This window comes from Paenibacillus helianthi, from assembly GCF_001909055.1.
Taxonomy (GTDB): domain Bacteria; phylum Bacillota; class Bacilli; order Paenibacillales; family Paenibacillaceae; genus Paenibacillus_AQ; species Paenibacillus_AQ helianthi.
Genome location: NZ_LVWI01000051.1, coordinates 1 through 24,515 on the forward strand (window position 1 = coordinate 1; position 24,515 = coordinate 24,515).

A 24,515-nucleotide genomic window follows, 5' to 3' on the forward strand; every position below is an offset into this window, starting at 1 on the left:
GACAAGCAGTCCGGTATCTCGCCATTTGCAGAAGCGACTGTAGACCGTTTTCCATGAACCATAGCGTTCCTCCGGTAGATCGCGCCAGGCAGCACCACTTCGAGCGATCCATAGAAAAGCATTAAACATGGTTCTTTCACTTAATTTTGACGGACGCCCTGTTTTGTAGGGTGGAAACATGTCCTTAATTTGTTCCCACTGTTCATCGCTTATTTCGTACCGTCTTTGAATCATGCTTGACGCCCCATTCGTTTTCTCAAATCTTACCATGTTATTTAGTTTTCAGACACATCCTAGATAGGGAACGATTGTTCGTAAATGGATATCGCTAAATAAATGAAAAGCCCCGTTTGCCGGGGCGCTTTAAGTTCTGAGTTAAGAATTTGCATATTTTATTATTTCATCAGGGATCTCGGTTTCGCCTAGAATTGATTCAACTGCTTTCCAGGCTTCTGCGAACTGTTTACCGGTATAATGGGTGCGGTTGCTGGCCGGGTTTGAGAGTGACATGTCAAAAACGATATACTCGCCTTCCTCCTCGATCACCCTAAAGCTGACGGCACGGTCTTTTTTTTGTATCCGTACTTCTTCCAATGTGCATCCTCCTCATATCCAATCTGGGAACAAACTACCTTAGTCTTATCAAATCACGGGCAGAAAGGCAAGCAAAGTCATGAAAATGACACGCCTATCCGCGGAAGCACATCATTTTGAACGAATACCAAAAAAAGAAGAATAATGTTTTTGACAAAATAAGCCTGCTAAATCGTTTACATATTGTTCCATGCGGCTGTATACTACCTATAGAATGAAATATGACCCGCATGCATATTTTTGTGGTTCAGCTCTGATTATTGGGATGATAATCGTGGTACTATGTAGGTGATTATTTGTTATTGTAGTGTAATACTTGTCCGAACGGATTTGCTGCTTGGGATTCGTACATAATTGCTTGAAAATGTGTAATTTATGAGCAGTGGGAAACAGTAGATAAGGAGGAGCTGTTTTGAAATCAACATATAAGGTTCTGACGAGCGATGCCGATTTGTTCGCGGCAGCTCTCGCACAAGTGAAGGTATACGTTGTTCAATTGATTGAAGGCAAGCCGCATGTCATAGCAGATTATGCCGGTCCTGTTCAGAGATGGACGCCTGAAGATGTACTTGTTGCAGGAATGTGTTACAGCCGGGAAGGGTTTGAGTTCAGAGTCCGTGTGCCAAAGAAGCAAGAATGACGGACAAGTTCAACGTTAGTCCAGATCAGTTGACAGCCTGGGTATACAGGTAAACCATTCCAAGTGTCGAATTAATAGAATAGATAGAAATAGGAGGTGGTTCATTGTGAGTGCAGTTCATTATGAGCTTCAATATGTGAATGGACAAATTGAAGAGCTGGAATCCACATTCAAGACGGCGGAGGAAGCACGGGCACATCTGAAATCTAGTGGACTTACAGAATGGATTATGGCGGGCGGCAAACACATTAATCCGGCGAATGTGATCTCTATAAAGGTCAAGGAAGCTTAACCTGACTCTGAGAGCTGCTGAAAAGCGGCTCTTTCGTTTTATGATCTGTTATTGTTGCCAGATAACACATACCAATGTGTCTGCTCTTGCATCTCTTATACTATAAAACGTAAAAGAGGTGTAATGATGACAGAACGCGAACGTGCGAGAATCCGCAGAGCTATCAGTTTGCTGCGGACACAAAGAGCTATTTTGCTGGAAAGACTGGAAGAAATCAATGAAAACTTGCGCCGGGTGCCAAACCCAAGCCGTGCCAGACGTGAGCTGCTGGCTGCGAGAGCTTCCATACGGGAAGCGTTACGCTTAAACGCTGCGGCTATCCGATTGCTTAGAAGTGTGCTGTAAGGTTTAATGCTTAGATCTTAACCTTTAAAAGAAGTCTTGGAATCTAAGGCATCCCCCGGGATGCCTTTTCATAGGTGTGAAACCGGTTATCTTACATAAGTGGAAGGTGATAGAGATGGAAAAAGATGAAGATGTTACAGTGATGAATATTTCTAGGGAAGATGTGGAAAAGGGAAGACTGGAGAATTATTTACGGGAATTCAAGAAGTATGAGAAAAAGAAAATGCGCGGGAAGGTAAAGCTCATATTTAACGGGTATGAGCAGGATCGCAGGGAGATTTATCAGATCCGTGAGATTACGAATTGGGTGGATCGTCTGCTGAAAAATGTTCCTCACTTGTTCTACTTTTTAAGCAGGGAGAATTATAGTATGCGCATTGTCTTTTTCTGCTTATCTGAAGTGGTAGGGCGCTCTGGGGTAGAAGTGTCGATCACCAAGGAACAGGGCCGAAGATTGATTGAGAAAGTTGCCAAAAGTGCAGTAGTCTACGCCAGGAAGCTGAAGGAGCCGGAAGAGGTGCAGCTTGTACTGGCTAAAGGCATTCTGGATGAGCTTGGATATGAGCAGACTCAGCAATAAGAACAATGTGCTCCCGGGTCGTGAGTGGTATAAGCCTGAGATTCACCGGGAGACATTATCCGTCTATTACTTCAATATGTAATCATAAACAGGTTTTACATGAAGTTGAAGGACGTTATTTGCTCGGCATAGACAATCAGCTGCTTATATTCAATTTCAGTTCCAAAGCTGGCGAAAGGCCGTACAATTACATTATCCAAAACTACAAAATTGTAATTGAAAGTCTTTTCAGGATGCTCAGCACCCAAGTAGGAAATGTATTCATCAACGATGACATCGTCCATCAATGATTTGAGGTTAAATACATCCTCATTACTGCTGGTGTTCGAAGCTACGTTGCCTTGAATGCTGCCGAAGGCAGTAAGGATATTGACTCTGCGTTCCCCATGATTATTGTTCAGTAAAAGATTGGAGAGCTTACCTAATGCGTCGACCTTGAAGTCGACATGGGTTCTTATTTTGGATTGATTCAAACCAGACACTTCCTTTCAAGATTTAATTTACCAATATACAGGTTTCGACATATTACTCCGCTTTTCCTGTTTGTATGCAAAATAAATGTTTGAACATGAAGGACACCTAGTGAGACGTTGATAAATGTCTCGCTAAGGTGTCCTTTGTGCAGTTATTCCCGAATAGTTACGCGGGTTCCAATGGGAACTGTTGCTGCGAGGGATAACACATCTTCATTGTACATGCGAATACAGCCATGGGAGACCTTTTTACCGATGGAGGAAGGGTCATTGGTTCCGTGAATCCCATAATGGGGTTTGGATAGGCCCATCCAAAAAACTCCGAAAGGGCCGCCGGGGTTTTTCTGTTTGTTGATAATGGTATATTCTCCAACTGGAGAAACGGACAGCATCTTGCCTATGCCGACAGGAAAACCTCTAATTACAGTGTCATTGTCCAGAAGATACAGCATTCGCTGTGACAGATCGATAATGATTCGATAATTGGGCATTTTGATCAACACTCCTTTTATGATCAGGATATGAGTGGAGTGTAGAGAGAGTTCTGGAAAATTAGATAGAAAACCTATAGCGAACAGTTGTTCCCCTTCGGTTAATCAGGCAGAGGGTAACAATATAGGCCAACTATTAGTACTAAATAGTGTAAAGAAAACAATTGGTAGATTGGAGGAAAATGAAAAAACTGTTCCGCTATTGAGCGGAACAGTTATAAATGAGACGGGGACTTACTAATGAATATCGCGGAATAGGCCGATAACTCTGCCCAGAATCGTAACTCGATTCAGACGTAGAGGCTCATAAGCCGGATTCTCCGGCTGCAGACGGATATGGTCACGTTCTTTGTAGAAGGTCTTAACTGTTGCTTCATCTTCTTCAGTCATGGCAACGACGATATCGCCATTATCTGCTGTCTGCTGTTGGCGGACGATTACATAGTCACCATTCATAATGCCAGCGTCGACCATACTGTCACCAAGAACAGACAGCATGAACACTTTGTTATCACCTACATAATGAGTAGGCAGTGGAAAGTAGTCCTCGATATTCTCTGTTGCTGTAATCGGTACCCCGGCGGTAACCTTTCCAACGACTGGAATGCGTGTTACCGTCTGAACAAATTGATGAACATTCTCGGAATCCTCTTGTCCCAGCAGTTCTATTGCACGCGGTTTCGTTGGATCACGGCGGATAAGCCCTTTCTTCTCCAACCGGTCCAGGTGACCGTGTACCGTGGAGCTGGAAGCCAGTCCTACAGCTTCACCGATTTCCCGGACAGAAGGCGGATACCCCTTGCTGCGGACTTCGTTACGAATAAATTCCAGGATCGCCAGTTGACGACTCGAAATCTTTGACATCGGAATCAACCCCATATACTATGTTTGGGAAAATTATAACATAGAACTTCCGTTCGTACAAACATAAGTTCTAAAACGATCGGGAATGGCAGCTGGAGAATGGAAAAGCGGAGTGGATATAACAGAAAAAGAGGTTCGAAGAATAAGGGAACAATTGTTCGAAAAAAGTATTGATCAAAACACATGTTCGTGTTATATTAATTTCGAAAGTAAGAACAAGTGTTTGGAGGTCGGTTAATATGTTAAAGTACAGCACATACCGTAGTATTTACGACGAGGTTCATGAGGACCAAACAGCGAGAGCCCGTTCTGCATACAATGATAGACTAGATATGAAGAATCTTCTTTCCTCTTTAACAGCACCTTGCCGCAGATTGCTCCGCCAGGACACAATTGTAAAGCTGGCCTTGATTTTTCTGTTAGTGATTTCCGGATTTACTGTGGTAGGCAATGTTTTTGCGGGATCGGTGTTGTCGGCCAAGCAGGAGAAGAGGGTTGTTGTTGAACGCGGGGATACACTTTGGAGCATAGCACTTAAGAATAAACCGGCTCATATGAAAACGGCTGTATATATAGAAGGAATCAAACGGACGAGCGGTCTTGAGAACAGCAATATCCAAGCGGGCGATGTGCTGAGTTTACCTGTATATTAATACTGATAGAGTACCTATAAATGGATACCAGGAGCTTTCAGGGAGTAGACCTTGACAAGCTCTTTTTCTCATGGCAAAGTTAGAATGAATTTATAGGGGAGGGGAACATATTGAACATTGACGAATTGGTCGCCCGCATCAATGAATTAGCGCGCAAACAGAAGAGTGACGGCCTGAATGAAGAGGAGCTTACGGAAAGAGCCAAGCTTCGCGAGATCTACCTGGGTAATATCCGCAGTAACTTCCGTGCTCAACTTAATAATATTGAAATTGTGGACAAATAAGCGCATGAACAAGGCAACAAGGCAGGAGTTAATGATGCTCTGTTCCTTTTCATAGATATTATAGGATGACTAGGGGGAACTGACATGGCCCGTTCTTGGGAAAGAATGGTTCAACGCAACACACAGCAAATCAACAAGCAACGCAAGAAGCAAGGGAAAGATTCCATCTATGCATCAACCACTTCTGCCGCTGCAAAGAGCAGCGATATTTTTAAAGGCCGCAATATTGTATTTCCGGTTATATTGTTGATGCTTGGCATCATGTTCTGGGTAGTTGGTTCTATAGATGAAGCTAAAGGCAGCGGCATTCTTGCCAACTGGCTGGGAGTGGTACTGTATTTCCTGCTTGCGGCACTGCTGTTTTTCCGCCGTCCATATTTGAAGGTTGAACGTGCCAGACTTGCCACCATTAAATACAACCGTGAGCGTCAGCTTCCAGCAGCGGATATTGAAAAAATTACCGTTACCCGTGGTGCAGTTTCCATTAAGTATAAAGGTAAACGCACACAGTGGGTATTCTCCAGGTTGTTCAACCGTTATGACATTAATGCAATGGGTGAGCGTCTGGAGCAGTTCGCCAAGCAGAATCATGTAGAATATGTGAACGAATAGAAAGATACGTCCTGCATAGGGAGAGGGAGAACTATAATGCCGATTTCCGCCGTACTCTTTGACCTTGATGACACACTGCTCTGGGATGAGCGTAGCGTTGAAGAAGCATTTCGTTATGCCAGTGAAGCAGCAGGTGAATCCGTCGATCCTAAGGAGCTGGAAGCAGCTGTCCGCAGGGAAGCGAGGAATCTGTATGAATCATATGAAACGTTTCCGTTCACCAAGCTGATTGGGATCAATCCTTTTGAAGCGCTGTGGGGGAATTTTACAGCAGGTGAACAGCTTGAATTCCGGAAGATGGAGCAGCTTGCTCCTGTCTACCGTAACGAATCCTGGCGCCGAGGGCTGGCAGCACTGGGTGTGGAGGATGAAGCGCTGGCTGCAGAGCTGGCTGCTAAATTTGCTGCAGAACGCCGAAGCCGCCCATACATGTATGAAGAAACGCTGCATGTACTGGATCAGCTCAAGGGTAAGGTGAAGCTGCTGCTCTTGACGAACGGGTGTCCTGCATTGCAGCAGGAGAAGCTGGATGGTGTGCCTGCGTTGATTCCTTACTTTGACCATATTGTGATTTCAGGCAACTTCGGTAAAGGCAAACCGGACAAAGGGATATTTACACATGCGATGGAACTGCTTGATATTTCGCCGGAGGAAGGAATTATGGTTGGCGACAAGCTGACTACTGATATCCTTGGCGGTCTTGGCGCAGGCCTGACTACCGTATGGATTAACCGCACCGGTAAAGAAACTGATCCTGAAATTACACCGGACTATCAGATTGGTCATCTTAGTGAGCTTCTTCCGCTTGTGAAATCTTTATAGTATCTCTTCCAAAAACCGTTATCCTGATCAAATGGGGATGCGGTTTTTTTAGCATGTAAATAAATCTCGTGTGTATCAGTGGCGATGTGACCATTCTCACAAATTGGGGCGGGAAAAAGAGTTGGATTACTGATTATCTGAATATTATGTGTATAATAGAAAAGAAATGCTTCACAGATATGTCAGTATGATATTAACCTACCTTGATTCGGAGGGATTCCAAATGATCCATCAAAGGAAGCTGGCAGCATTTTTATCGGTAATGATCACAGTAGCTCTTTCAGGCTGTTCAGGAGGCGGGAAGACGGAGAGTCATATGCATACTGTGGCAAACATGTCTATGGAGCCTATAAAAGTAGAGTTGAATTGGAGCCCCCAGCAGGTTACTGCAGGCCAGAAGGTGACTTTTGAAGCGCTGGTGACACAGGACGGCGAACCAGTGAATGATGCAAAAGAGGTTCTTTTTGAAATCAGAAGTAACAGCAATACGGACAAGAAGTTGGAGTTCACTGGGGAATCAGCAGGGGATGGTACATATAAGGCTGAAGGAATAGTAGAAACAGCTGGCGAGTTTACGGTGACTTCCCATGTAACTGCTCGGACACAGCATTCTATGCCCAGTAAAAAGCTTGTGGTTCAGCCATAATACAACAAAACCTAAGGCGGGGGGCAGCCGCCAGCAATAACAGATAATGCAGAGTGGAAAGGAAGGCTTTTCGAATTCCTTATATTCTGCTAAACTTACTCTAATGTTTTACTGGGGGGATAGAAAGTGGCTAAATTCACACTTGCTGAAAGCTTACAACAGCGCATACTGATTCTTGACGGAGCAATGGGTACGATGATTCAACAGGTGCCGCTTACCGGTGCGGATTTTGGCGGAGAAGAGCTTGACGGTTGTAATGAAATGCTGGTGCTCACCCGGCCTGAGGTCATACAGGATATTCATGAGAAATACCTGGAAGCCGGTGCGGATTTAATTGAGACGAATACTTTCGGTGCGACTTCTGTCGTGCTGGCCGAATATGATATTCCACAGCGGGCACGCGAGATTAATCTCGAAGCCGCCAGACTGGCCCGGAATGCCGTAGACAAATATGATACAACTGACCATCCGCGCTATGTTATCGGGGCTATGGGACCAACAACGAAGACCCTTTCGGTGACTGGTGGTGTCACATTCCATGAACTTGTGAAGAGCTATGAGGAACAGGCGGTCGCGCTGATCGACGGGGAAGTGGATGCGCTGTTGCTCGAAACTTCTCAGGATACACTCAATGTGAAGGCGGGAAGCATCGGCATCCGCAATGCTTTTGAGCAGACGGGGGTAACGCTGCCGGTCATGATCTCCGGGACGATAGAACCGATGGGGACTACACTTGCCGGGCAGAACATTGAAGCTTTTTACATTTCACTGGAGCATTTGAAACCTATCTCCATCGGGCTCAACTGTGCGACCGGACCTGAGTTTATGCGTGACCATATCCGTTCACTCTCGGCAATCTCCTCAGCAGCAGTAAGCTGCTATCCGAATGCAGGTCTGCCCGATGAAAACGGTAATTATCACGAGTCGCCGGATTCTCTTGCCCGTAAGCTTGCCGGTTTTGCCGAGAAGGGCTGGCTCAATATTGCCGGGGGTTGCTGCGGAACCACACCGGACCATATCCGTGCAATGGCTGAGGCGCTTGCGGTGTATCCGCCCCGTGGTCTGGATGGACAGCATCCGCCGGCACTTTCCGGGATTGAGCCTGTATATATTGAGAGTGACAACCGCCCGTATATGGTGGGTGAACGCACGAATGTTCTTGGCTCGCGGAAGTTCAAGCGGCTGATTGTGGAGGGGAAATATGAAGAAGCTTCCGAAATCGCCCGGGCTCAGGTGAAGAGTGGTGCACAAGTGATAGATGTCTGTGTTCAGGACCCGGACCGTGATGAGAGTGAAGATATCAAGAGATTTCTGGAACTGGTGGTCAAAAAGGTAAAGGTTCCGCTTATGATTGACACCACCGATCCCAAGGTAATTGATCTGGCACTACAGTACTGCCAGGGCAAGGCGATCATTAACTCCATTAATCTTGAAGATGGTGAAGAAAAATTCGAGCTGGTCACTCCGCTGATCCATAAATATGGCGCCGCCATTGTTGTGGGCACCATAGATGAAACGGGACAGGCTATTAAAGCTACGGATAAGCTGGAAGTTGCGAAACGTTCTTACGAGCTGCTGGTTAATAAGTATGGTCTGGCGCCGGAGGATCTGATTTTTGATACACTGGTATTTCCTGTAGGTACCGGGGATGAGCAGTATATCGGTTCCGCCAAGGAGACAATCGACGGTATCCGTCTAATCAAGGAAGCCCTTCCTGAGGTGCATACCATCCTGGGTATAAGCAATGTCTCGTTTGGTCTGCCTGAAGCGGGTCGCGAGGTGCTTAACTCGGTATTCCTCTATGAATGCACTAAGGCCGGACTGGACTATGCCATTGTGAATACGGAAAAGGTAGAGCGGTATGCCTCCATTTCAGAACAGGACCGTTATCTGGCTGAGCAGTTGATCTATAATACAAATGATGATACGTTGTCCGCATTCGTTGCCGCTTTTCGCGGGAAGAAGGTGGAGAAGAAGGAGAAGATCTCCAGTCTCTCCTTGGAGGAGCGCTTGGCCTCCTATGTAGTGGAAGGAACCAAAGAAGGCTTGATTCCCGATCTGAACGAAGCTCTGAACAAGTCGGGTCCGCTGGAGATCATTAACGGTCCGTTGATGGCTGGAATGTCTGAAGTTGGCAGACTGTTCAACAACAATGAGCTGATTGTTGCAGAAGTGCTGCAAAGCGCTGAAGTGATGAAGGCGTCTGTCAACCATTTGGAACAGTTCATGCAGAAGGATGAGACATCTGTAAAGGGTAAGATCATGCTGGCTACGGTTAAGGGTGATGTGCATGACATCGGTAAAAATCTGGTGGAGATCATCCTCTCCAATAATGGTTACGAGATTATCAATCTGGGTATAAAAGTACCACCGGAGAATATCATCGAAGCGTTTCGGCGGGAAAAAGCGGATGCGATTGGCCTGTCCGGCCTGCTCGTGAAGTCGGCGCAGCAAATGGTGCTGACTGCTCAGGATTTGCGTACCGCAGGTATCGATGTGCCGATCATGGTTGGTGGCGCTGCGTTGACACGCAAGTTCACCAAGACACGTATCCGGCCGGAATATGACGGTCTGGTGCTCTATGCCAAGGACGCCATGGACGGCCTGGATATCGCCAACCGGTTGATGAATCCGGATGAACGTTTGAAAATTGAAGAGGAAGTGCGCCTTGAAGCTGAGGCGGCGGTAGCCGTGGCTCCACAGCAGGAGCTGCCAGTGCTGACAAGGGCGGTCCGTTCCAAGATTTCGGCGGATGCTCCGGTCTTTACGCCGCCTGATCTGGAGCGGCATGTCCTGCGCAATTACCCGTTAGGACATATTATTCCTTATGTAAATATGCAGATGCTGCTGGGTCATCATCTTGGACTGAAGGGTTCAGTGGAAGCTCAGCTTGCTGCTGGTGACCAACGCACAGTGGAACTCAAGGAGACCGTGGATAACATTCTGCATAAAGCGATGCTGGAAGGTACGATAACTCCGCAAGCCATGTATCAATTTTTCCCGGCTCAAGGGAATGGCAATGACATTCTGATCTACGATCCGCAGGATACAGCCAAGGTACTCCATACCTTCACTTTCCCCCGACAGAATGTGGAGCCTTATCTATGTCTGGCAGACTTCTTGAAATCCGTTGACAGCGGAATTATGGATTATGTCGGTTTCCTGGTGGTTACGGCAGGTCATGGTGTCCGCGAAATGTCGGCTGAATTGAAGGACAAAGGCGATTATCTGCGTTCCCACGCCCTGCAGGCGGTTGCGCTGGAGGTAGCTGAAGGTTTAGCGGAGCGCGTTCATCATATGATACGGGATACATGGGGGTTCCCGGACCCGGCGGATATGACCATGAAGCAAAGACACGGAGCCCGGTATCAAGGCATTCGCGTATCCTTCGGTTATCCTGCTTGCCCGGATCTGGAGGATCAGGGACCTCTATTCAAGCTGCTGTCACCTGAGGACATTGGTGTCGAGCTTACTGAAGGCTTCATGATGGAGCCCGAAGCTTCGGTGTCGGCGATGGTGTTCGCGCACCCGGAAGCGCAGTATTTTAATGTGGAGAAGCAATAAGCTTCCGTCCGGTATACTCATTCTGTAGGGATTGCACCCTATTAGAGCGGAACCTCCCGTAACCGGGAGGTTTTTTGCTGGAGCTATACGTTTACCGGAAAGATGATTTTTTGTCCCAAAAAGGGTAAAATTCTCTGCATGAGATTCTGCTCTACAGCATTTGAAGCGTTTTTAAAAATATAGAGAGGAGGAGCATGAGTGGAAATATACTTTTTGGGTACAAATGCCGGGGTTCCAACGCTACAGAGGAATGTAACTTCGGTTGCACTCCGCTTGTTGGAAGAACGCCGAAGCTTCTGGATGTTCGATTGTGGAGAAGGTACGCAGCACCAGGTTCTACGATCCCCGCTTCGGCTGGGAAAGCTTGAAAAGCTGTTCATCACCCATCTCCATGGTGACCACCTGTTCGGATTACCGGGTCTGTTATCCAGCCGCGGATATCAAGGCGGTACAGGACCGCTTACGGTGTATGGACCTCCTGGTCTAAAAGCCTATCTGGATATCTCCTTGTCAGTCAGCCAGTCCCGGATTCCATATGCAATTGAGATTGTTGAACATAGCGGAGGCCTGATCTTTGAGGATGACAGCTTTAAGGTTGAGGCTGGATTGCTGGAACACCGGATCGACAGCTATGGTTACCGGGTGACGGAGAAAGACAGTCCGGGCAACCTGAATACAGAAATACTGCAAAGCTATGGTCTGAAACCAGGACCGCTCTATGGCTTATTAAAAAAGGGGCAAGATGTAACGAATGAGGAAGGCGTCCTGATCCGTGCAGCTGAAGTGGTGAATGCTCCGAAACGAGGCCGAATTATAACCGTCCTGGGAGATACAAGACCCTGTAAGGGGGCTTTACCGCTTGCCTTGGATGCGGATCTGATCATCCATGAGGCAACCTTTGGCCACGATCTGAAGGATATGGCTTATCAGTATCATCACAGCACTGCCGTACAGGCCGCCGAGCTGGCCCGCGATGCAGGTGGGCGGGAGTTGCTGCTGACTCACTTCAGTTCCCGCTACACTTCACAGGAAGAGCTGCTGCCGCTGCTTATGGAAGCGCAGGCAATCTTTCCTCAGACGCTGCTGGCTGAAGAGTTCGGCACCTTTCCGGTATACCGCAGATCTCCGGGAAATCCTCAGGGGAATGATCCGGGAAAGTGAATTATTTTCCGGGAAAGCGCAGGAAATGACAGTGCCATGCCAAAAAAAGACTGGCGGGGCGGGCGTTCGATAGTGTTCGACGAGGTGTGTTAAATTTTAAGGATTAGCAGGATGAAAAAGAAACGAAGAAGCAAAGATATTGGCGAAAAAGCGGCATGTTATGCGTGTGGAATACCCATAAGCCAACTCTTTTTCCATATAGAACGACTGGCTAATTGGTTGAAAGCTATTGAGGAAAACAGAAAATTAATAAGATTTAATATTAATGGAGTGAACTAAATATAGATTAGGAGGGAAGCTATGAAATCTGTTGGGGGTTTGTTGATTGATTTGGACGGAACATTATACCACGGAGGCCGGATGATTCCCGGTGCAGATCTGCTCATTTCTTCACTTCGCAAGGCTGGAATACCTTACTTGTTTGTAACGAATAACTCTTCCCGAACTCCGGCTAGCGTAGCGGCTCATTTACGTGGAATGGGCATTGAAGCAGAGCCGAATGAGGTGTGCACTTCTTCATTGGCGGCTGCACGCTATATTGCCGGAGAATCACCAGGAGCAACTGTGGCGATACTTGGGGAAGAGGGATTGATCGAGGCCTGCCGCGAAGCGGGGCTTGCCTTGGTGACTGAAGCGCCGGAGTATGTTGTACAGGGCATTGACCGGTCTTTTACATATGATACCCTGGCACGGGCATCCCGCTGGATTCGTGAGGGGGCAAAGTTTGTGTTAACGAACCCGGATCTGATGCTTCCCTCCGATGACGGCGTCATGCCTGGAGCAGGGACGCTGGGGGCTGCAATCGAAGCGGCAAGCGGATTTTCTCCTGTTGTCATTGGCAAACCTGAGGCGCATCTCATTACCTACGCTACGTCCCTGCTGGGAATTGATCCGGGCGAGGCCGTTGTGATTGGAGACAATATGCGCACAGATATTTCCGCAGGAGCGCGCGCAGGCTGCCGGACCATCCTTGTGCTGACGGGCCTTACGACTAGAGACAATCTGGAAGACTATCAGCGCCTTACCGGAGTGAACCCGGATGAAATTTGTGCCGATTTAGCTGAACTTATGCTTGCACTCGGTGTATAATGTCAGGGGTGTGCTTATACCTATCTACGAAGGGAAGATGTCATTATGCCGGAATTGCCGGAAATGGAGAATTACAGAAAGCTGCTTAGCCAGCATCTTATAAATGTCCCAATTACAGGTGTAACCGTAAATCGGGAGAAAACGATCAATATGGAGACCGAAGAATTCACCCAGGCGCTGCTTGGGGCACGCATTGTATTTGTGGAGCGCAGAGCCAAGCATATTCTGTTCCATCTTCACGATGGCCGCAGGCTGCTGCTGCATTTGATGCTCGGAGGACTTCTGTTCTACGGGACGGAGGAAGAACGGCCTGAACGCTCAACACAGGTAGAGCTTGCATTTGGGGAGCACATTCTGTATTTTATGGGACTACGGCTGGGATACTTGCATCTGCTGTCCGTTAAGGAGAGCGAAGCGGCAATGGGCAAACTGGGGCCTGAACTGCTGGACCGGCGCATGACGCGGGAACGGTTCGCTGGACTTCTGAAAGGACGCCGGGGGGCGCTGAAGAGCCTGATGGTCAATCAGCAGGTTATGGCTGGCATTGGCAACTGCTATGCTGATGAAATCGCTTATGATGCCAAGCTCCTGCCAACAACACTAGTACAGAACCTGACACCGGAAACGGTGGGACGGCTGTATGATAGTGTACGCAAGGTGCTGACGGAAGCCACTGAAATCGGCGGCTATATGGAGATGCCGTTTATGACCGGGGATACAGTTACCGGTTCTTATAATGATCAGTGCAAAGTGTATGACCGTGAAGGCGAGCCATGTCTGCGCGGCGGGGGAACCATTGTCAAAATAGAGCTGTCCGGACGCAAGGTGTTTTATTGCCCGGATTGCCAGCATGACGAATAAGCCCAAAATTGGGGCACATGTCAGCACTCGCGGCGGATTTGGGCGTGCAGCCCGGTTTGCCTGGGAGAGCGGTGCGGCGTGTTTTCAATATTTTCCGAAGAATCCGCGCAGTCTGCGGTTGAAGCAGCTGGACTTAAGCGATGCGGAGAGCTGTGCGTCCTTTTGCCGGGATAAGGGAATGGTGTCGATCGCGCATACTCCTTATCCAACCAATCTGGCGGCCCCAGCGGCATCCAGGACGATCATGGTGGAATCTCTGCTGAACGACCTGGAGATTGCCGAGGCCTGCGGTTCACTGGGCATTGTGGTTCATTTTGGACATTTTAGCGGCATAGAGCCGTTACAGGGCTATCAAAATATTATACAATGTATAAATGATACGCTGAAAAACTGGGACGGACAGGCCAAGCTGCTGATTGAAAATCAGGCGGGCAATCACGGCAAAGAGGGCATGACTCTCGAAGAACTGGTCAAAATCCGTGAACTAAGCCGTTACCCGGAGAAAATCGGTTTTTGCCTGGATACTTGCCATGCATTCGCCGCCGGGATCTGGAATCCGGAACATACGGAAGAATTCATTCAACGAGGCACAGTTCTTGGCTATTGGGAGCATCTTGTGGCTGTTCATCTTAACGATTCAATGTATGCATTCGGCTTACAGAGGGACAGGCACGCTAACGTCGGCATGGGCTGTATCGGTGATGATGGCTTGCGCAGTCTGATGATTGCGGAACCTTTTCGCCGGGTAGCCATTGCTCTGGAGACCGGGAAGGGACCGGATGGAACTCACCGGCAGGAGATTGCTGCAGTACGTACGTGGTATGAAGAGGAGGGGCAGCAATGATCAATCTGTTCATGGACGACTACCGAAAACGGCCCGAGGGCTTCGCGCTGGCACGTTCTACGGAGGAATGTCTGATGCTGCTCCGTGAATGTGAAGTTGAACTCTTATCTTTGGATTATGACATGGGGCCTGATGATTATAGCGGAAGTGAAGTAGCGAAAAGAATCATACTGGAAAAGCTGTTTCCCCGCGAAATATATCTTCATACCTCCAGTCTGCAGGGACGCCGGGAGATGTACGAAATTCTGTATCCTGCTATTCCTGCTGATGTTGGGCTCCACAATGGTCCGCTGGATCCGTCCAGACTTCTGGAGATTGCCTCAGGGGCGGTAAACCGATGATAGAGATGAATCAACAGGAGCTGCTGAAGGTACTGGAACGGGAGGGTGAACCTCTCGTTGTGTTTTTGTATACTCCGTTGTGTGGAACTTGTACAGCCGCCCGCCGTATGCTGGAGGTGGCGGAGCATCTGCTGCCGCAGGAACTATTGATTGCAACGGGGAATGTGAACATACTGCCGGTGCTGGTGAATTCTTACCAGATCTCCAGTGTGCCTGCCCTGCTGGTTGCATCGGCTGACCGCGGCAGGGAACCGGCTATTTATTATTCAATGGGCTCAGTGGAACGGGTGCTGGACTACATAAGGAGTGTGACCTCATAATGATATCATTACAACATCTGTCCCTGCGCAGAGAGCAAAGCCTGATTCTGGATGATGTGTCTCTGGAAATGAAGCAGGGCGAAAACTGGGTGATTCTGGGCCGCAACGGCTCAGGCAAAACCACACTGCTGGAAATGATGACTGGTTATTTGTTTCCGAGCAAAGGTTCTGTCGAGGTGCTTGGCTATAAATACGGCCAGTGCGATCTGCGCGAGGTGCGCAAGGAAATCGGTTATATCGGACCGTCATTGATGGAAAAGCTGTCGCTGACTGATCCCGTATGGGAGGTTGTTGCTACTGGCGCCTATGCTTATCTTCGCTTCTATCAGGATATTCCGCGTTCCGTGCATGAGCGGGCCATCCGTTTGCTGGAGGACATGAATCTCGGTGAGATGGCCAACCATCCGTTTGGAACCCTATCCCAAGGGGAACGTAAAAAGGCAATGCTGGCACGCTGCCTGATGGCTGAGCCCAAGCTTCTGATTCTGGATGAGCCCTGTGCCGGACTAGATCTGTACGAGCGTGAAAAAATGCTTGCCGAAATCGACAAGCTGAAGCAGCATAACGTATCCGTAGTATATGTTACACATCATGTTGAGGAAATTGTGCCGCTCTTTACACATGTGGCATTGATCCGGGGCGGCAAGCTGGCCGGTTCTGGTCCCAAAGAAGAAGTATTAACGAAAGAAATGATCTTGGCCACCTACGATATTCCTGCTGATATAGAATGGGATAGCGGTCGTCCCTGGATTAAAATAAGACCTGGAGGCACAACCCTTTGAGTGATTTGATAGAAGTAACTCCCCAGCAGACCTCTGCTCCGGAAGAAAAAGTACATTCACGGTATATTTGCACCGCCAACCACGGCTTTGCTCCATATGCCCAGGAAGAGCTGCGCCGCTTGTTCGGGTCGGTGAAAAGCACGCTGCTGCTGCCGGGTGAAATATTCCTGGCCACGCTGGAAGCCGAACCAGAAGAGGTGTCACGCAAACTGGCCGGCAGTCTGCCGATCTTTTTGCGGCACATTCAACCTGTCCAGTTCCAAGACCAGGGCGACGGGGCTGCGCTAGAGCGGCTCGCTGTTTATCTGGGCCGCCGCAGCGAACTTGAAGGGATGAAGGTATCCCTGCATGTCCGGAAGGGCAGTAGCTCCTTCTGGCCGGACAGCCCAGGGGAACTGCGTGAATGGCTTCAGGAACGGCTGCAGGACCTCGGTGCGGAGTTCACCGTGCAAGATCCGGATTGGATAATTTCGGTGTATGCCGATGGTGATGCGCTGTATGCCGGTGTTTCCCGGCCTGAGGACAACCTGTCGAGCTGGAATGGCGGCATGATCCGTTTTCGTAAAGAGGACGGGCAGATCTCAAGGGCCAAGTTCAAACTGATGGAAGCAGAAAGAGAGTTCTCGATTCCGTTCCAGAGCTTCCGGAATGCCGTGGACATTGGCGCGTCTCCGGGCGGATGGACTTCGTTTCTGCTGGAACGGGGGCTTAAGGTGACAGCCATTGACCCGGCGCTGATGCACGAGTCGCTCCGCAAGAATTCTTCACTTAAGATTCTGCGCAAAAATGCCGGAGAAGTGAAATTCTCGGACAATGAGTTTGATTTGCTGGTCTGCGATATGAGCTGGAGTCCCAAGCTGATGGCCAAGCTGGTCACAGGGCTGCTACACAGTCTGTCACCTGGCGGAACAGCTATTGTTACGGTGAAGCTGATGCATAAGAAGCCGCTGGCGGTGATTAAGGAAATTATCGCCATGTTCGAAGGCGAGCGGATGCAGATTCAGCGGGCCAAACAGCTGTTCCATAACCGTGATGAAATTACACTTTATATGATTAAGTATTAGGAAGCATAGGGTTACCCAAAGGGAAAGCATCCCGTTACCTATACATCCGGCATTATGCCGCTGTATGTGAGGATAACGGGGGCTTTCCCTTTTTTGCATCAGAAAGAATGGAGGAGTGTATTGTGATCTTTGGTACAAAACTCAAGGTTGGAGTGACCCTGGGAAATAGATATAGCATTGCTGGAATACTAGGAACAGGGGGGATGAGTCATGTTTATCTGGCTGAGGATTTGCGTCTGCCAGGAAAACGCTGGGCGGTGAAGGAGAGCATCGACAAAGAGGGCTCATTTGGAGATATTCAGGCAGAAGCTGAACTGCTGATCTCTCTGAGGCACCCGCTGCTGCCGGGTGTGGTTGATTTTTTTCCCCCGGACCGGGAGGGGTATTGTTATTTGGTAATGGATTATATCGAGGGCATCACGTTAAGCCAATATCTTGCGGATAACCCAGGGCCGCTGCCGGCAAAAAGTATCATCCGGTATGCCCAGCAGCTGCTACAGGTTCTGGAGTATTTGCACGGGCATCATCCGCCGATTGTTCACCGGGATATGAAGCCTGGAAATATTATGTTGACCGGTCGGGATGAGCTGATGCTGATTGATTTTGGTATTGCACGTAAGCTTAGAAGAGACGGGAGTGAAGATACTGAGAAGCTCGGGACGGTTGGTTTTGCCGCTCCTGAACAGTATGGTGGGGGGCAAAGCGGGCCTGCCTCGGATCTGTACGGATTAGGTGCTTTGCTGCTGTATATGGCATCCGGCGGCCAGTACAGCCGTTGGCAGCCTGGGATGGAGGATAAACTGCGTACCCAGTTACCGGAGGCGATGATTCCGTTGATACGCCGGCTGCTGCGTCAGCATCCGGAAGAAAGATATCCAAATGCTGAAGCTGTTCTTAGTGTTCTGGTGTCTATTGAAGCCGAAGCAGATGAAGCCGAAGCAGAGCCTGCAGCCAGCCCAAAATATCTGCGCGGCAAAACTGCCTCATTTCGTCCAAAGCAGGAGACGACTGTGGTTGCGCTCCTTGGTGTTGCTCGGGGACTGGGAACAACGCATACCTCATTGGCTGCCAGCCTTTGCCTGAGCGGGTTTGGTACTGTTGCTTGGGTGGATTTCAATCCGTCATCAACGGTCTATAACCGAATCTGTAGTATGCTGGGGACACCTTTGTCAGATCGTGACCCAGATGAAGCCAAGATCCCTGTTATATGGAAAGGGGTACATTTCTATAATAGGCCGTCCGAAGGCGAAATCAGTTTCTTGCCGGGGAGAGCGTACGATTTTGTGATTCTGGATTTGGGTATAGGCGAGTATGAGGGGGCAATGGAGGAATTTACGGCTAGCGATATTCCGTTGCTCGTGGCTTCTGGTGCAGATTGGCGGCTGGAGGATACCCTGCATTGGCTGGCCCGCAGCGGACTCACTCCACTGCCGGACTGGAGGATATGTCTGCCGCTCTCTACTCAGGCGGCAGCGGGTCTGCTGGGCTCCGTCCTGGGCGGAATCAAGGTACACAGCTTACCGTTTCAGCCGGACCCTTTTCAAGCTAGGGGCAAGCTGTCTGAGGCTATAGAACGTCTGATAAAAGAACAAGGAAAAAGAAGAATGTTTGCGAAAAACGGTGGATTATTTCAGAAAAAATAGCAAAAACACATCCTTTTTCTTTCCATTTCGCTGTTTTAAGCGAAACTTCTGTATCAGTGTGGCGCTTACTTGTGCTAAAATGAATCGTTGTATGTTTAGTTAGAACCGAATACTGCCTCATTTTTAAATATAGATAGGAGCATATGGAGAATTTATGAGTTTACTTACAGTAGAAGACGTTTCGCACAACTTCGGAGGCCGTGAGCTGTTCAAGGACGTATCTTTTCGGCTGCTTCCCGGTGAGCATGTTGGCTTGGTAGGAGCGAATGGCGTCGGCAAATCTACACTAATGAATATTTTGACCGGTAAGCTGCTTAAAGACAGCGGGAAAGTGGAGTGGACCCCGAAAGTCCGTTATGGCTATCTCGATCAGCATACCATTCTAACTGCGGGCAAAACCGTCCGTGATGTACTGAAGGATGCTTTTCTGCCACTGCTTGAGCTGGAAAATGAAATGATGGCCATTACCGAGAAAATGGGTGAGGCTACCCCTGAAGAGCTGGAACAGCTGCTGGAGCAGATGGGTGAAATTCAGGAACAGCTGGATATCGGTGATTTCTATCTGATTGATGTGAAAGTAGAAGAAATGGCTAACGGACTCGGTCTGGCCGCTATCGGTCTGGATCGTGACGTAACAGCATTAAGCGGTGGACAGCGTACTAAGGTTCTGCTGGCAAAGCTGCTGCTTGAGAAACCGAATGTACTGTTAATCGATGAGCCTACCAACTATCTGGATGTGGAGCATATTGACTGGCTGACGAACTATCTGAAGCAGTATCCGTATGCGTTCGTCCTTATTTCCCATGATACTGACTTTATGAATAAGGTCGTTGATGTCGTCTATCATCTGGAATTTGCCAAGCTGACCCGCTATACAGCCAACTATGAACGGTTCCTCGATATGGCCGACATGAACAAGAACCAGCATATTGATGCCTATGAGAAACAACAGGATTTCATCAAAAAACAAGAAGATTTCATCCAGCGCAACAAAGCAAGAGCTTCTACTTCAGGCCGGGCGAAGAGCCGTGAGAAGCAACTTGACCGGATGGAGCGGATTGAACGTCCGGATGAAGCCGCCAAGCCCACATTCTCTTTCAAAGAGAGCCGGGCCAGCGGGAAGACGGTTTTTGAAGGTATTGACTTCCAGGTTGGCTATGACCGTCCGCTGCTGCCCAAGCTGAATATGACGATTGAGCGCGGAGAAAAAATTGCCATTGTAGGCTGTAACGGGGTGGGTAAATCCACGTTATTGAAGTCAATCCTGGGCGTAATTCCTGCTTACAGCGGCAAAACGTACCTTGGAGATTTCCTGAATGCTGCATACTTCGAGCAGGAGGTAAAGGCTGCAAATCTAACACCGATCGATGATGTGTGGAATGAATTCTCCAGTCTCACCCAGAATGAAGTGCGCGGACATCTGGCCCGCTGTGGATTGAAGAATGAGCATATCACTCGTCCGCTGAGCATGCTGAGCGGAGGAGAACAGGCCAAAGTGCGTCTGTGCAAGCTGATGATGCGCGATAGCAACTGGATTCTGTTCGATGAACCTACGAACCACTTAGATGTTGTCGCCAAGGCTGAGCTGAAGCGGGCACTTCAGGAATATAAGGGCACAATTCTGCTGGTTTCCCATGAGCCGGATTTCTACGAGGATTGGGTCACCAAAATTTGGGATGTTGAGCAGTGGTCAGCGCAGACGGTCTAATATCATCTGAAGTCGGAAAAGAGCAGCACATGCTCCTTTCCGGCTTTAAATATATGGGGGGACCTTAGAATGAGCCACATGGATAAAGAACAAGCTACAGCTGGCCGGGACGGCCGGTATTCGCGACAGGTAAGATTCACCCCTTTTGGTGCAGAAGGGCAGGCAGGACTTGCCCGCTCGACAGTGCTGATTGTTGGCGTAGGTGCGCTGGGAACAGGGATTGCCGAGACATTAGCCCGCTGTGGAGTAGGACGGATCATACTGGCTGACCGGGATTATGTGGAATGGAGCAATCTCCAGCGCCAGCAGCTCTATACAGAAGAGGATGCCTTGCAGCGGGTGCCCAAGGCCGCAGCGGCCAAGGCGAGGCTTGAGCAGATTAACTCAGAGATTACGATTGAGGCCCAGGTGCTGGATGTGCGAGCCGAAGAGCTGGAGAGTCTGCTGGACGGTGTGAATCTTATCATGGATGGAACCGATAATTTCGACACACGCCTGATTATTAACGATATGGCTCAAAAACATGGCATACCCTGGGTTTATGGGGCTTGTGTAGGCAGTTATGGAATAACATTCACAATTCTGCCGGGTGAAACGCCATGCCTGAACTGTCTGCTGGGCGCTGTACCGCTTGGGGGCGATACCTGCGATACGGCGGGTATTCTTCCGCAGGCTGTGCAGTTGGTTACCGCAAATGCCACAGCGGAAGCTCTAAAACTGCTGGGCGGTCGGCATGAACAGCTTAGAGGCAAACTGCTGTCGTTTGATGTATGGCGCAATGAGCACCAGGAAATCGGTGTCAAGGCTGCCAAAAAAGCTAGCTGTCCTTCATGCGGAAACCATCCTGTATATCCTTATTTAACAGCAGCCAATACTGAGCGCAGTGATGTGCTGTGCGGCAGGGATACAGTGCAAATCAGGCCAGCGGTCCGCCAGGAGCTGAATTTGCTGGAAACGGCTGCAAGGCTCTCCAAGCTTGGCAGCGGCAAGGTCGAGAGTAATGCTTACTTGGTTTCTTTTACGGAAGAGTCGTACCGGATGGTAGTTTTTGGAGATGGACGGGCTTTGATTCATGGAACCAGTGATGTTGCTGCTGCCCGCAGTTTTTATCACCGGTATTTCGGATAAAGAGGAGGCAGGATGATGACGAACGGTGCAATCAGACATATGGCATTATTCACATTGAAGCATAATTCGGGTTCAGCGGAAGCGGCTGCGTTCCTGAAAGACGGGGAAGAAATCCTCAGTTTTATTCCGGTAGTTGCAAACTTTGAGGTATTGCTTCAGATCAGTGTGAAATGCGATTTCGATTATAGCTTCTCCATGGAGTTTGAGAATCAGGAGGCATACGATGCCTATAATGCACATCCGGATCATCAGCGGTTTGTGCGTGAACGCTGGGAAACCGAGGTATTGCGTTTCCAGGAAATCGACCTCATGGAATCATAATTAACAATTCTGATGTGAAAAGGCCATTCCGGGGAATGGCCTTTTTGCTTTACGGGAAATCTAAGCCTATTCTGCAGCGGCAATGCCGGTGCAAGGCTGACTTGATGCGGGGGATAACAGTGAATGAGACCATTGCCTGGTTTGTGTCCGGGCAGCCCGCTGGTGCCCTTAAGGGCTTGGAAGCGGGACGTGACAAAGGGGAACATATGAATCTGCTACAAGCTCTCCAGGACCTCGGACTGCATACAGCAATAATCGAAGATCTCGAGGATCTTCGATTATTGCTGTCCAGAGTGGAGCCCGTATTGCTGATTGCTGAGCTGGATCATGCCGCAGAATGGACTGGATGGGGGCTGATATCGGATCTGAGGGATCAGGGGAAAAGAATTCCGGTGATGGTGATTTCCAGTGAAGCGTATGGCGAGGCGGCGGTTGCAGCTTTTGAAGCGGGCGGCAATGAATATATGGTGAAGCCTGTACATACCGGTGAGTTCAAATGCAGAGTGGACAATATTATAAGACTTACAGGCCGCCACCGCGACCGTTCGTCTCTATTGTTGGTAGATGGCCTGATGCTGGATCCCACCCGCAGAATGGTTAAACGGGATGGAATGGATCTGAAAATGACACCTAAAGAGTTTGATCTGCTCTATTATCTGGCAGTGAATCTGGGGGAGGTATGCCCCCGCGATGAAATCCTGCAGCAGGTATGGGGCTATCATTTTCATGCAGACACCAACGTGGTTGATGTCTATATCAGGCATATCCGGCTCAAAGTGGATAAAGGGCACAAGAATAAATTGATTCATACAGTACGTGGAACCGGATATGTAATGAGGGCGCCGGAAGGCGCGCCACATGCTGACACCATACTCTGAACAAAGCCAACCACTTTTTTATTTGTTTGCAACCGCCGAAAAAGTCTGAAAGAGGTTATTATAGAGCTGTTACAGAACGCGGCGTGCTTTCAGATAAGTTCTTTTCCAGTTGCCGGAATTGAGGTTGGAGATGGTTACACCAGGTGAACCATAAGTGTGAAGGATTTTACCATTCCCCATATATACAGCTACGTGAGTTACATTTGAACCGTTGGCTCTGCTGCCGCTGGAGAAAAACAACAGATCTCCTGCTTTCAAATTTGCTTTGGATACGGCTCTTCCCACTTTGGATTGATCTACAGAGGTACGGGGCAGGTTCACACCATATTTGCCGAAAATATATTTGGTGAATGATGAACAGTCAAAGGATCTGGTAGATGAAATGGTGGCTCCGAAATCATAGCGTACTCCCATATATTTTTTACCTAAGTTTACAATATTTTGACCCGTTGAAGAGGACACGGATGCGGCAGCAACGGGTGCTGTACCTGCTCCTGTTGCCATCAGTGTGCTCAGGCCAATCGTGGTGCACATACCTACTACAATTGCTTGCTTAAACCATTGATGTTTCTTCATGTTGTAATTCCTCCCAGGTTATATCTAAATATCTATCTTCTTGCCTGTTCGTAGTATAGCAGGTTATGAATCTCCTATTTTTTGGAGAAGGGGTTTCAAACCCTTGCGGGGATTGGGATGGAAGCGTTTTATTAAAATCTCATTAAAAGTTACAAAAAATTAATATTTGAAGCATTGCATGAACAAAAAAAGTCGGAAAACCCTTTTGCAGAAAGGGATTCCCGACTTTATACTTTTGAAACAATGGTTACAGAGCTGTCTCTGATTCGTATGTACTTAGTCTTTGCTTTGAATAATCAGCAGCAGTCCGCTGTCTATAGAAACGGTTCCGTTCTTCGCTGATAAAACATTGCTTACTCCGAGGGATTGTCCCAGTTTCAGAGTCGCATCGACTAAAGGGTACTGGAAGCCTTCCAGTGTAATTCCGGTCACTTCCGGGGTGAGAGGCAGCAGAGAAACATAGGTATACCCAGCGTCACAAATCTCGGCCTTTGAACCGGTTAAGGTGATGTAGTTATGCGAATCCATTACGGAGCAACGAACCTGGCGCTGCAGCGCTCGGGTCATCATTTGAATACTGGCAAGGGTATGATCGATCCGGGTGCCCGTTACCCCGAACAGCAGAATGGATTCCGGCTGAGTGTCCAGTGCCAGATCAAGCGCCATTTCACTGTCGGTTAAGTCCTTGTCTATGGGATCACAAGTAATGGTTTTTTTACTCCCCGCTTGAATATGTTCCAGGTCATCAGGAGTCACGGAATCAAAATCACCTACCGAAATGTCGGGAACGAACCCGTGCGTAATCAGGAATAAAGCTCCCCGATCTGCTCCAATAATAAAATCCTCTTCATCTAATAAAGACAAATAATCCGCCGACAGATCTCCACCGGCAAAAATAACAACCCGTTTGACTGGCATAGAGTACCTCCTGATTTGTGA

At 48.6% G+C, this 24,515-nt stretch carries 31 protein-coding genes; 24 read left to right on the plus strand and 7 right to left on the minus strand.

Going from position 1 to position 24,515, the window contains the following annotated elements; translation table 11 throughout:
* Both A3844_RS19360 and A3844_RS19365 read right to left on the minus strand, forming a co-directional pair.
* On the minus strand, positions 1–234 hold a 234-nt coding region (locus A3844_RS19360), incomplete at its 3' end, for a transposase (RefSeq protein ID WP_244169773.1).
* A 141-nt stretch (positions 235–375) separates the two neighbouring features.
* A complete protein-coding gene (locus A3844_RS19365; RefSeq protein ID WP_074084565.1) occupies positions 376–594 on the minus strand; it encodes a hypothetical protein in 219 nt (72 codons plus the stop codon).
* A 412-nt stretch (positions 595–1,006) separates the two neighbouring features.
* Here A3844_RS19365 and A3844_RS19370 point away from each other — a divergent pair, with 412 nt between their 5' ends.
* The 4 genes from A3844_RS19370 (at position 1,007) to A3844_RS19385 (ending at position 2,451) form a co-directional block, all read left to right on the plus strand.
* Positions 1,007–1,234, plus strand: coding sequence for a hypothetical protein (locus A3844_RS19370; protein WP_074084564.1), 228 nt, complete (start codon positions 1,007–1,009; stop codon positions 1,232–1,234).
* Between the two features lie 106 nt (positions 1,235–1,340).
* Positions 1,341–1,526 (plus strand): hypothetical protein, encoded by a 186-nt coding sequence (locus A3844_RS19375; protein WP_074084563.1) that lies wholly within the window; start codon positions 1,341–1,343, stop codon positions 1,524–1,526.
* Between the two features lie 123 nt (positions 1,527–1,649).
* Complete coding sequence (locus A3844_RS19380) at positions 1,650–1,871, plus strand: hypothetical protein (protein ID WP_167374709.1); 222 nt, start codon at positions 1,650–1,652, stop codon at positions 1,869–1,871.
* Positions 1,872–1,986: 115 nt separating this feature from the next.
* Positions 1,987–2,451, plus strand: coding sequence for a hypothetical protein (locus tag A3844_RS19385; protein ID WP_074084561.1), 465 nt, complete (start codon positions 1,987–1,989; stop codon positions 2,449–2,451).
* A gap of 95 nt (positions 2,452–2,546) precedes the next feature.
* Here the strand turns inward: A3844_RS19385 and A3844_RS19390 are convergent, their stop codons facing one another.
* The 3 genes from A3844_RS19390 to lexA all read right to left on the minus strand — a co-directional run bounded on the left by A3844_RS19390 (position 2,547) and on the right by lexA (position 4,279).
* The gene (locus A3844_RS19390) at positions 2,547–2,924 is read right to left on the minus strand and encodes a hypothetical protein (protein WP_074084560.1); all 378 of its coding nucleotides are present in this window, start codon (positions 2,922–2,924) and stop codon (positions 2,547–2,549) included.
* Positions 2,925–3,076: 152 nt separating this feature from the next.
* Positions 3,077–3,415, minus strand: coding sequence for a L,D-transpeptidase (locus A3844_RS19395; protein ID WP_074084559.1), 339 nt, complete (start codon positions 3,413–3,415; stop codon positions 3,077–3,079).
* A gap of 237 nt (positions 3,416–3,652) precedes the next feature.
* Positions 3,653–4,279 carry a transcriptional repressor LexA gene (gene lexA, locus A3844_RS19400; RefSeq protein WP_025704214.1) on the minus strand — a complete coding sequence of 209 codons (627 nt, stop codon included), beginning with the start codon at positions 4,277–4,279 and terminating at the stop codon, positions 3,653–3,655.
* Positions 4,280–4,518: 239 nt separating this feature from the next.
* Between lexA and A3844_RS19405 the strand changes: the two genes are divergently transcribed.
* The 20 genes from A3844_RS19405 to A3844_RS19495 all read left to right on the plus strand — a co-directional run bounded on the left by A3844_RS19405 (position 4,519) and on the right by A3844_RS19495 (position 23,000).
* A complete protein-coding gene (locus A3844_RS19405; protein ID WP_074108251.1) occupies positions 4,519–4,932 on the plus strand; it encodes a LysM peptidoglycan-binding domain-containing protein in 414 nt (137 codons plus the stop codon).
* A 110-nt stretch (positions 4,933–5,042) separates the two neighbouring features.
* On the plus strand, positions 5,043–5,216 hold the full coding sequence (locus A3844_RS19410; protein ID WP_074084557.1) for a DUF896 domain-containing protein: 174 nt from the start codon (positions 5,043–5,045) through the stop codon (positions 5,214–5,216).
* 84 nt (positions 5,217–5,300) lie between these two features.
* On the plus strand, positions 5,301–5,828 hold the full coding sequence (locus tag A3844_RS19415) for a hypothetical protein (protein ID WP_074084556.1): 528 nt from the start codon (positions 5,301–5,303) through the stop codon (positions 5,826–5,828).
* Positions 5,829–5,864: 36 nt separating this feature from the next.
* Positions 5,865–6,650, plus strand: a complete 786-nt coding sequence (locus A3844_RS19420) for an HAD family hydrolase (protein ID WP_074100366.1) — start codon at positions 5,865–5,867, stop codon at positions 6,648–6,650.
* A 223-nt stretch (positions 6,651–6,873) separates the two neighbouring features.
* Positions 6,874–7,296, plus strand: a complete 423-nt coding sequence (locus tag A3844_RS19425) for a FixH family protein (protein ID WP_074108252.1) — start codon at positions 6,874–6,876, stop codon at positions 7,294–7,296.
* Between the two features lie 186 nt (positions 7,297–7,482).
* A complete protein-coding gene (gene metH / locus A3844_RS19430) occupies positions 7,483–10,860 on the plus strand; it encodes a methionine synthase (RefSeq protein ID WP_425270617.1) in 3,378 nt (1,125 codons plus the stop codon).
* Between the two features lie 198 nt (positions 10,861–11,058).
* Complete coding sequence (gene rnz / locus A3844_RS19435) at positions 11,059–12,021, plus strand: ribonuclease Z (protein ID WP_074108254.1); 963 nt, start codon at positions 11,059–11,061, stop codon at positions 12,019–12,021.
* A 111-nt stretch (positions 12,022–12,132) separates the two neighbouring features.
* On the plus strand, positions 12,133–12,300 hold the full coding sequence (locus tag A3844_RS32830) for a hypothetical protein (RefSeq protein ID WP_167374710.1): 168 nt from the start codon (positions 12,133–12,135) through the stop codon (positions 12,298–12,300).
* Between the two features lie 21 nt (positions 12,301–12,321).
* Positions 12,322–13,110 carry a TIGR01457 family HAD-type hydrolase gene (locus A3844_RS19440; RefSeq protein WP_074108255.1) on the plus strand — a complete coding sequence of 263 codons (789 nt, stop codon included), beginning with the start codon at positions 12,322–12,324 and terminating at the stop codon, positions 13,108–13,110.
* 45 nt (positions 13,111–13,155) lie between these two features.
* Entirely contained in the window at positions 13,156–13,971 is an 816-nt protein-coding gene (locus A3844_RS19445) for an Fpg/Nei family DNA glycosylase (protein ID WP_074084550.1), read from the plus strand.
* On the plus strand, positions 13,961–14,815 hold the full coding sequence (locus A3844_RS19450) for a deoxyribonuclease IV (RefSeq protein WP_074108256.1): 855 nt from the start codon (positions 13,961–13,963) through the stop codon (positions 14,813–14,815). Before A3844_RS19445 ends, A3844_RS19450 begins: the two co-directional genes overlap by 11 nt.
* Positions 14,812–15,156, plus strand: coding sequence for a cyclic-phosphate processing receiver domain-containing protein (locus A3844_RS19455; RefSeq protein ID WP_074108257.1), 345 nt, complete (start codon positions 14,812–14,814; stop codon positions 15,154–15,156). Before A3844_RS19450 ends, A3844_RS19455 begins: the two co-directional genes overlap by 4 nt.
* Positions 15,153–15,476, plus strand: coding sequence for a thioredoxin family protein (locus A3844_RS19460; protein WP_074084547.1), 324 nt, complete (start codon positions 15,153–15,155; stop codon positions 15,474–15,476). Before A3844_RS19455 ends, A3844_RS19460 begins: the two co-directional genes overlap by 4 nt.
* The gene (locus tag A3844_RS19465; protein ID WP_074084546.1) at positions 15,476–16,258 is read left to right on the plus strand and encodes an ABC transporter ATP-binding protein; all 783 of its coding nucleotides are present in this window, start codon (positions 15,476–15,478) and stop codon (positions 16,256–16,258) included. The genes A3844_RS19460 and A3844_RS19465 overlap by 1 nt, the downstream gene beginning before the upstream one ends.
* Positions 16,255–17,322 carry an SAM-dependent methyltransferase gene (locus tag A3844_RS19470; protein ID WP_074108258.1) on the plus strand — a complete coding sequence of 356 codons (1,068 nt, stop codon included), beginning with the start codon at positions 16,255–16,257 and terminating at the stop codon, positions 17,320–17,322. Before A3844_RS19465 ends, A3844_RS19470 begins: the two co-directional genes overlap by 4 nt.
* Positions 17,323–17,429: 107 nt before the next feature.
* Positions 17,430–18,965: a serine/threonine-protein kinase gene (locus A3844_RS19475; RefSeq protein ID WP_083606932.1), complete on the plus strand. Its 1,536-nt coding sequence runs from the start codon at positions 17,430–17,432 to the stop codon at positions 18,963–18,965.
* Between the two features lie 154 nt (positions 18,966–19,119).
* Positions 19,120–20,673, plus strand: a complete 1,554-nt coding sequence (locus A3844_RS19480; protein WP_074108259.1) for an ABC-F family ATP-binding cassette domain-containing protein — start codon at positions 19,120–19,122, stop codon at positions 20,671–20,673.
* A gap of 69 nt (positions 20,674–20,742) precedes the next feature.
* The gene (locus A3844_RS19485; protein WP_074108260.1) at positions 20,743–21,801 is read left to right on the plus strand and encodes a ThiF family adenylyltransferase; all 1,059 of its coding nucleotides are present in this window, start codon (positions 20,743–20,745) and stop codon (positions 21,799–21,801) included.
* A 12-nt stretch (positions 21,802–21,813) separates the two neighbouring features.
* Entirely contained in the window at positions 21,814–22,122 is a 309-nt protein-coding gene (locus tag A3844_RS19490; protein WP_425270616.1) for a Dabb family protein, read from the plus strand.
* 119 nt (positions 22,123–22,241) lie between these two features.
* Positions 22,242–23,000 (plus strand): winged helix-turn-helix domain-containing protein, encoded by a 759-nt coding sequence (locus A3844_RS19495; protein ID WP_244169810.1) that lies wholly within the window; start codon positions 22,242–22,244, stop codon positions 22,998–23,000.
* A gap of 69 nt (positions 23,001–23,069) precedes the next feature.
* Here the strand turns inward: A3844_RS19495 and A3844_RS19500 are convergent, their stop codons facing one another.
* Entirely contained in the window at positions 23,070–23,576 is a 507-nt protein-coding gene (locus tag A3844_RS19500) for a C40 family peptidase (RefSeq protein WP_074108263.1), read from the minus strand.
* Positions 23,577–23,852: 276 nt separating this feature from the next.
* A complete protein-coding gene (locus A3844_RS19505) occupies positions 23,853–24,494 on the minus strand; it encodes a thiamine diphosphokinase (protein ID WP_074102080.1) in 642 nt (213 codons plus the stop codon).
* Between the last annotated feature and the right edge of the window lie 21 nt (positions 24,495–24,515).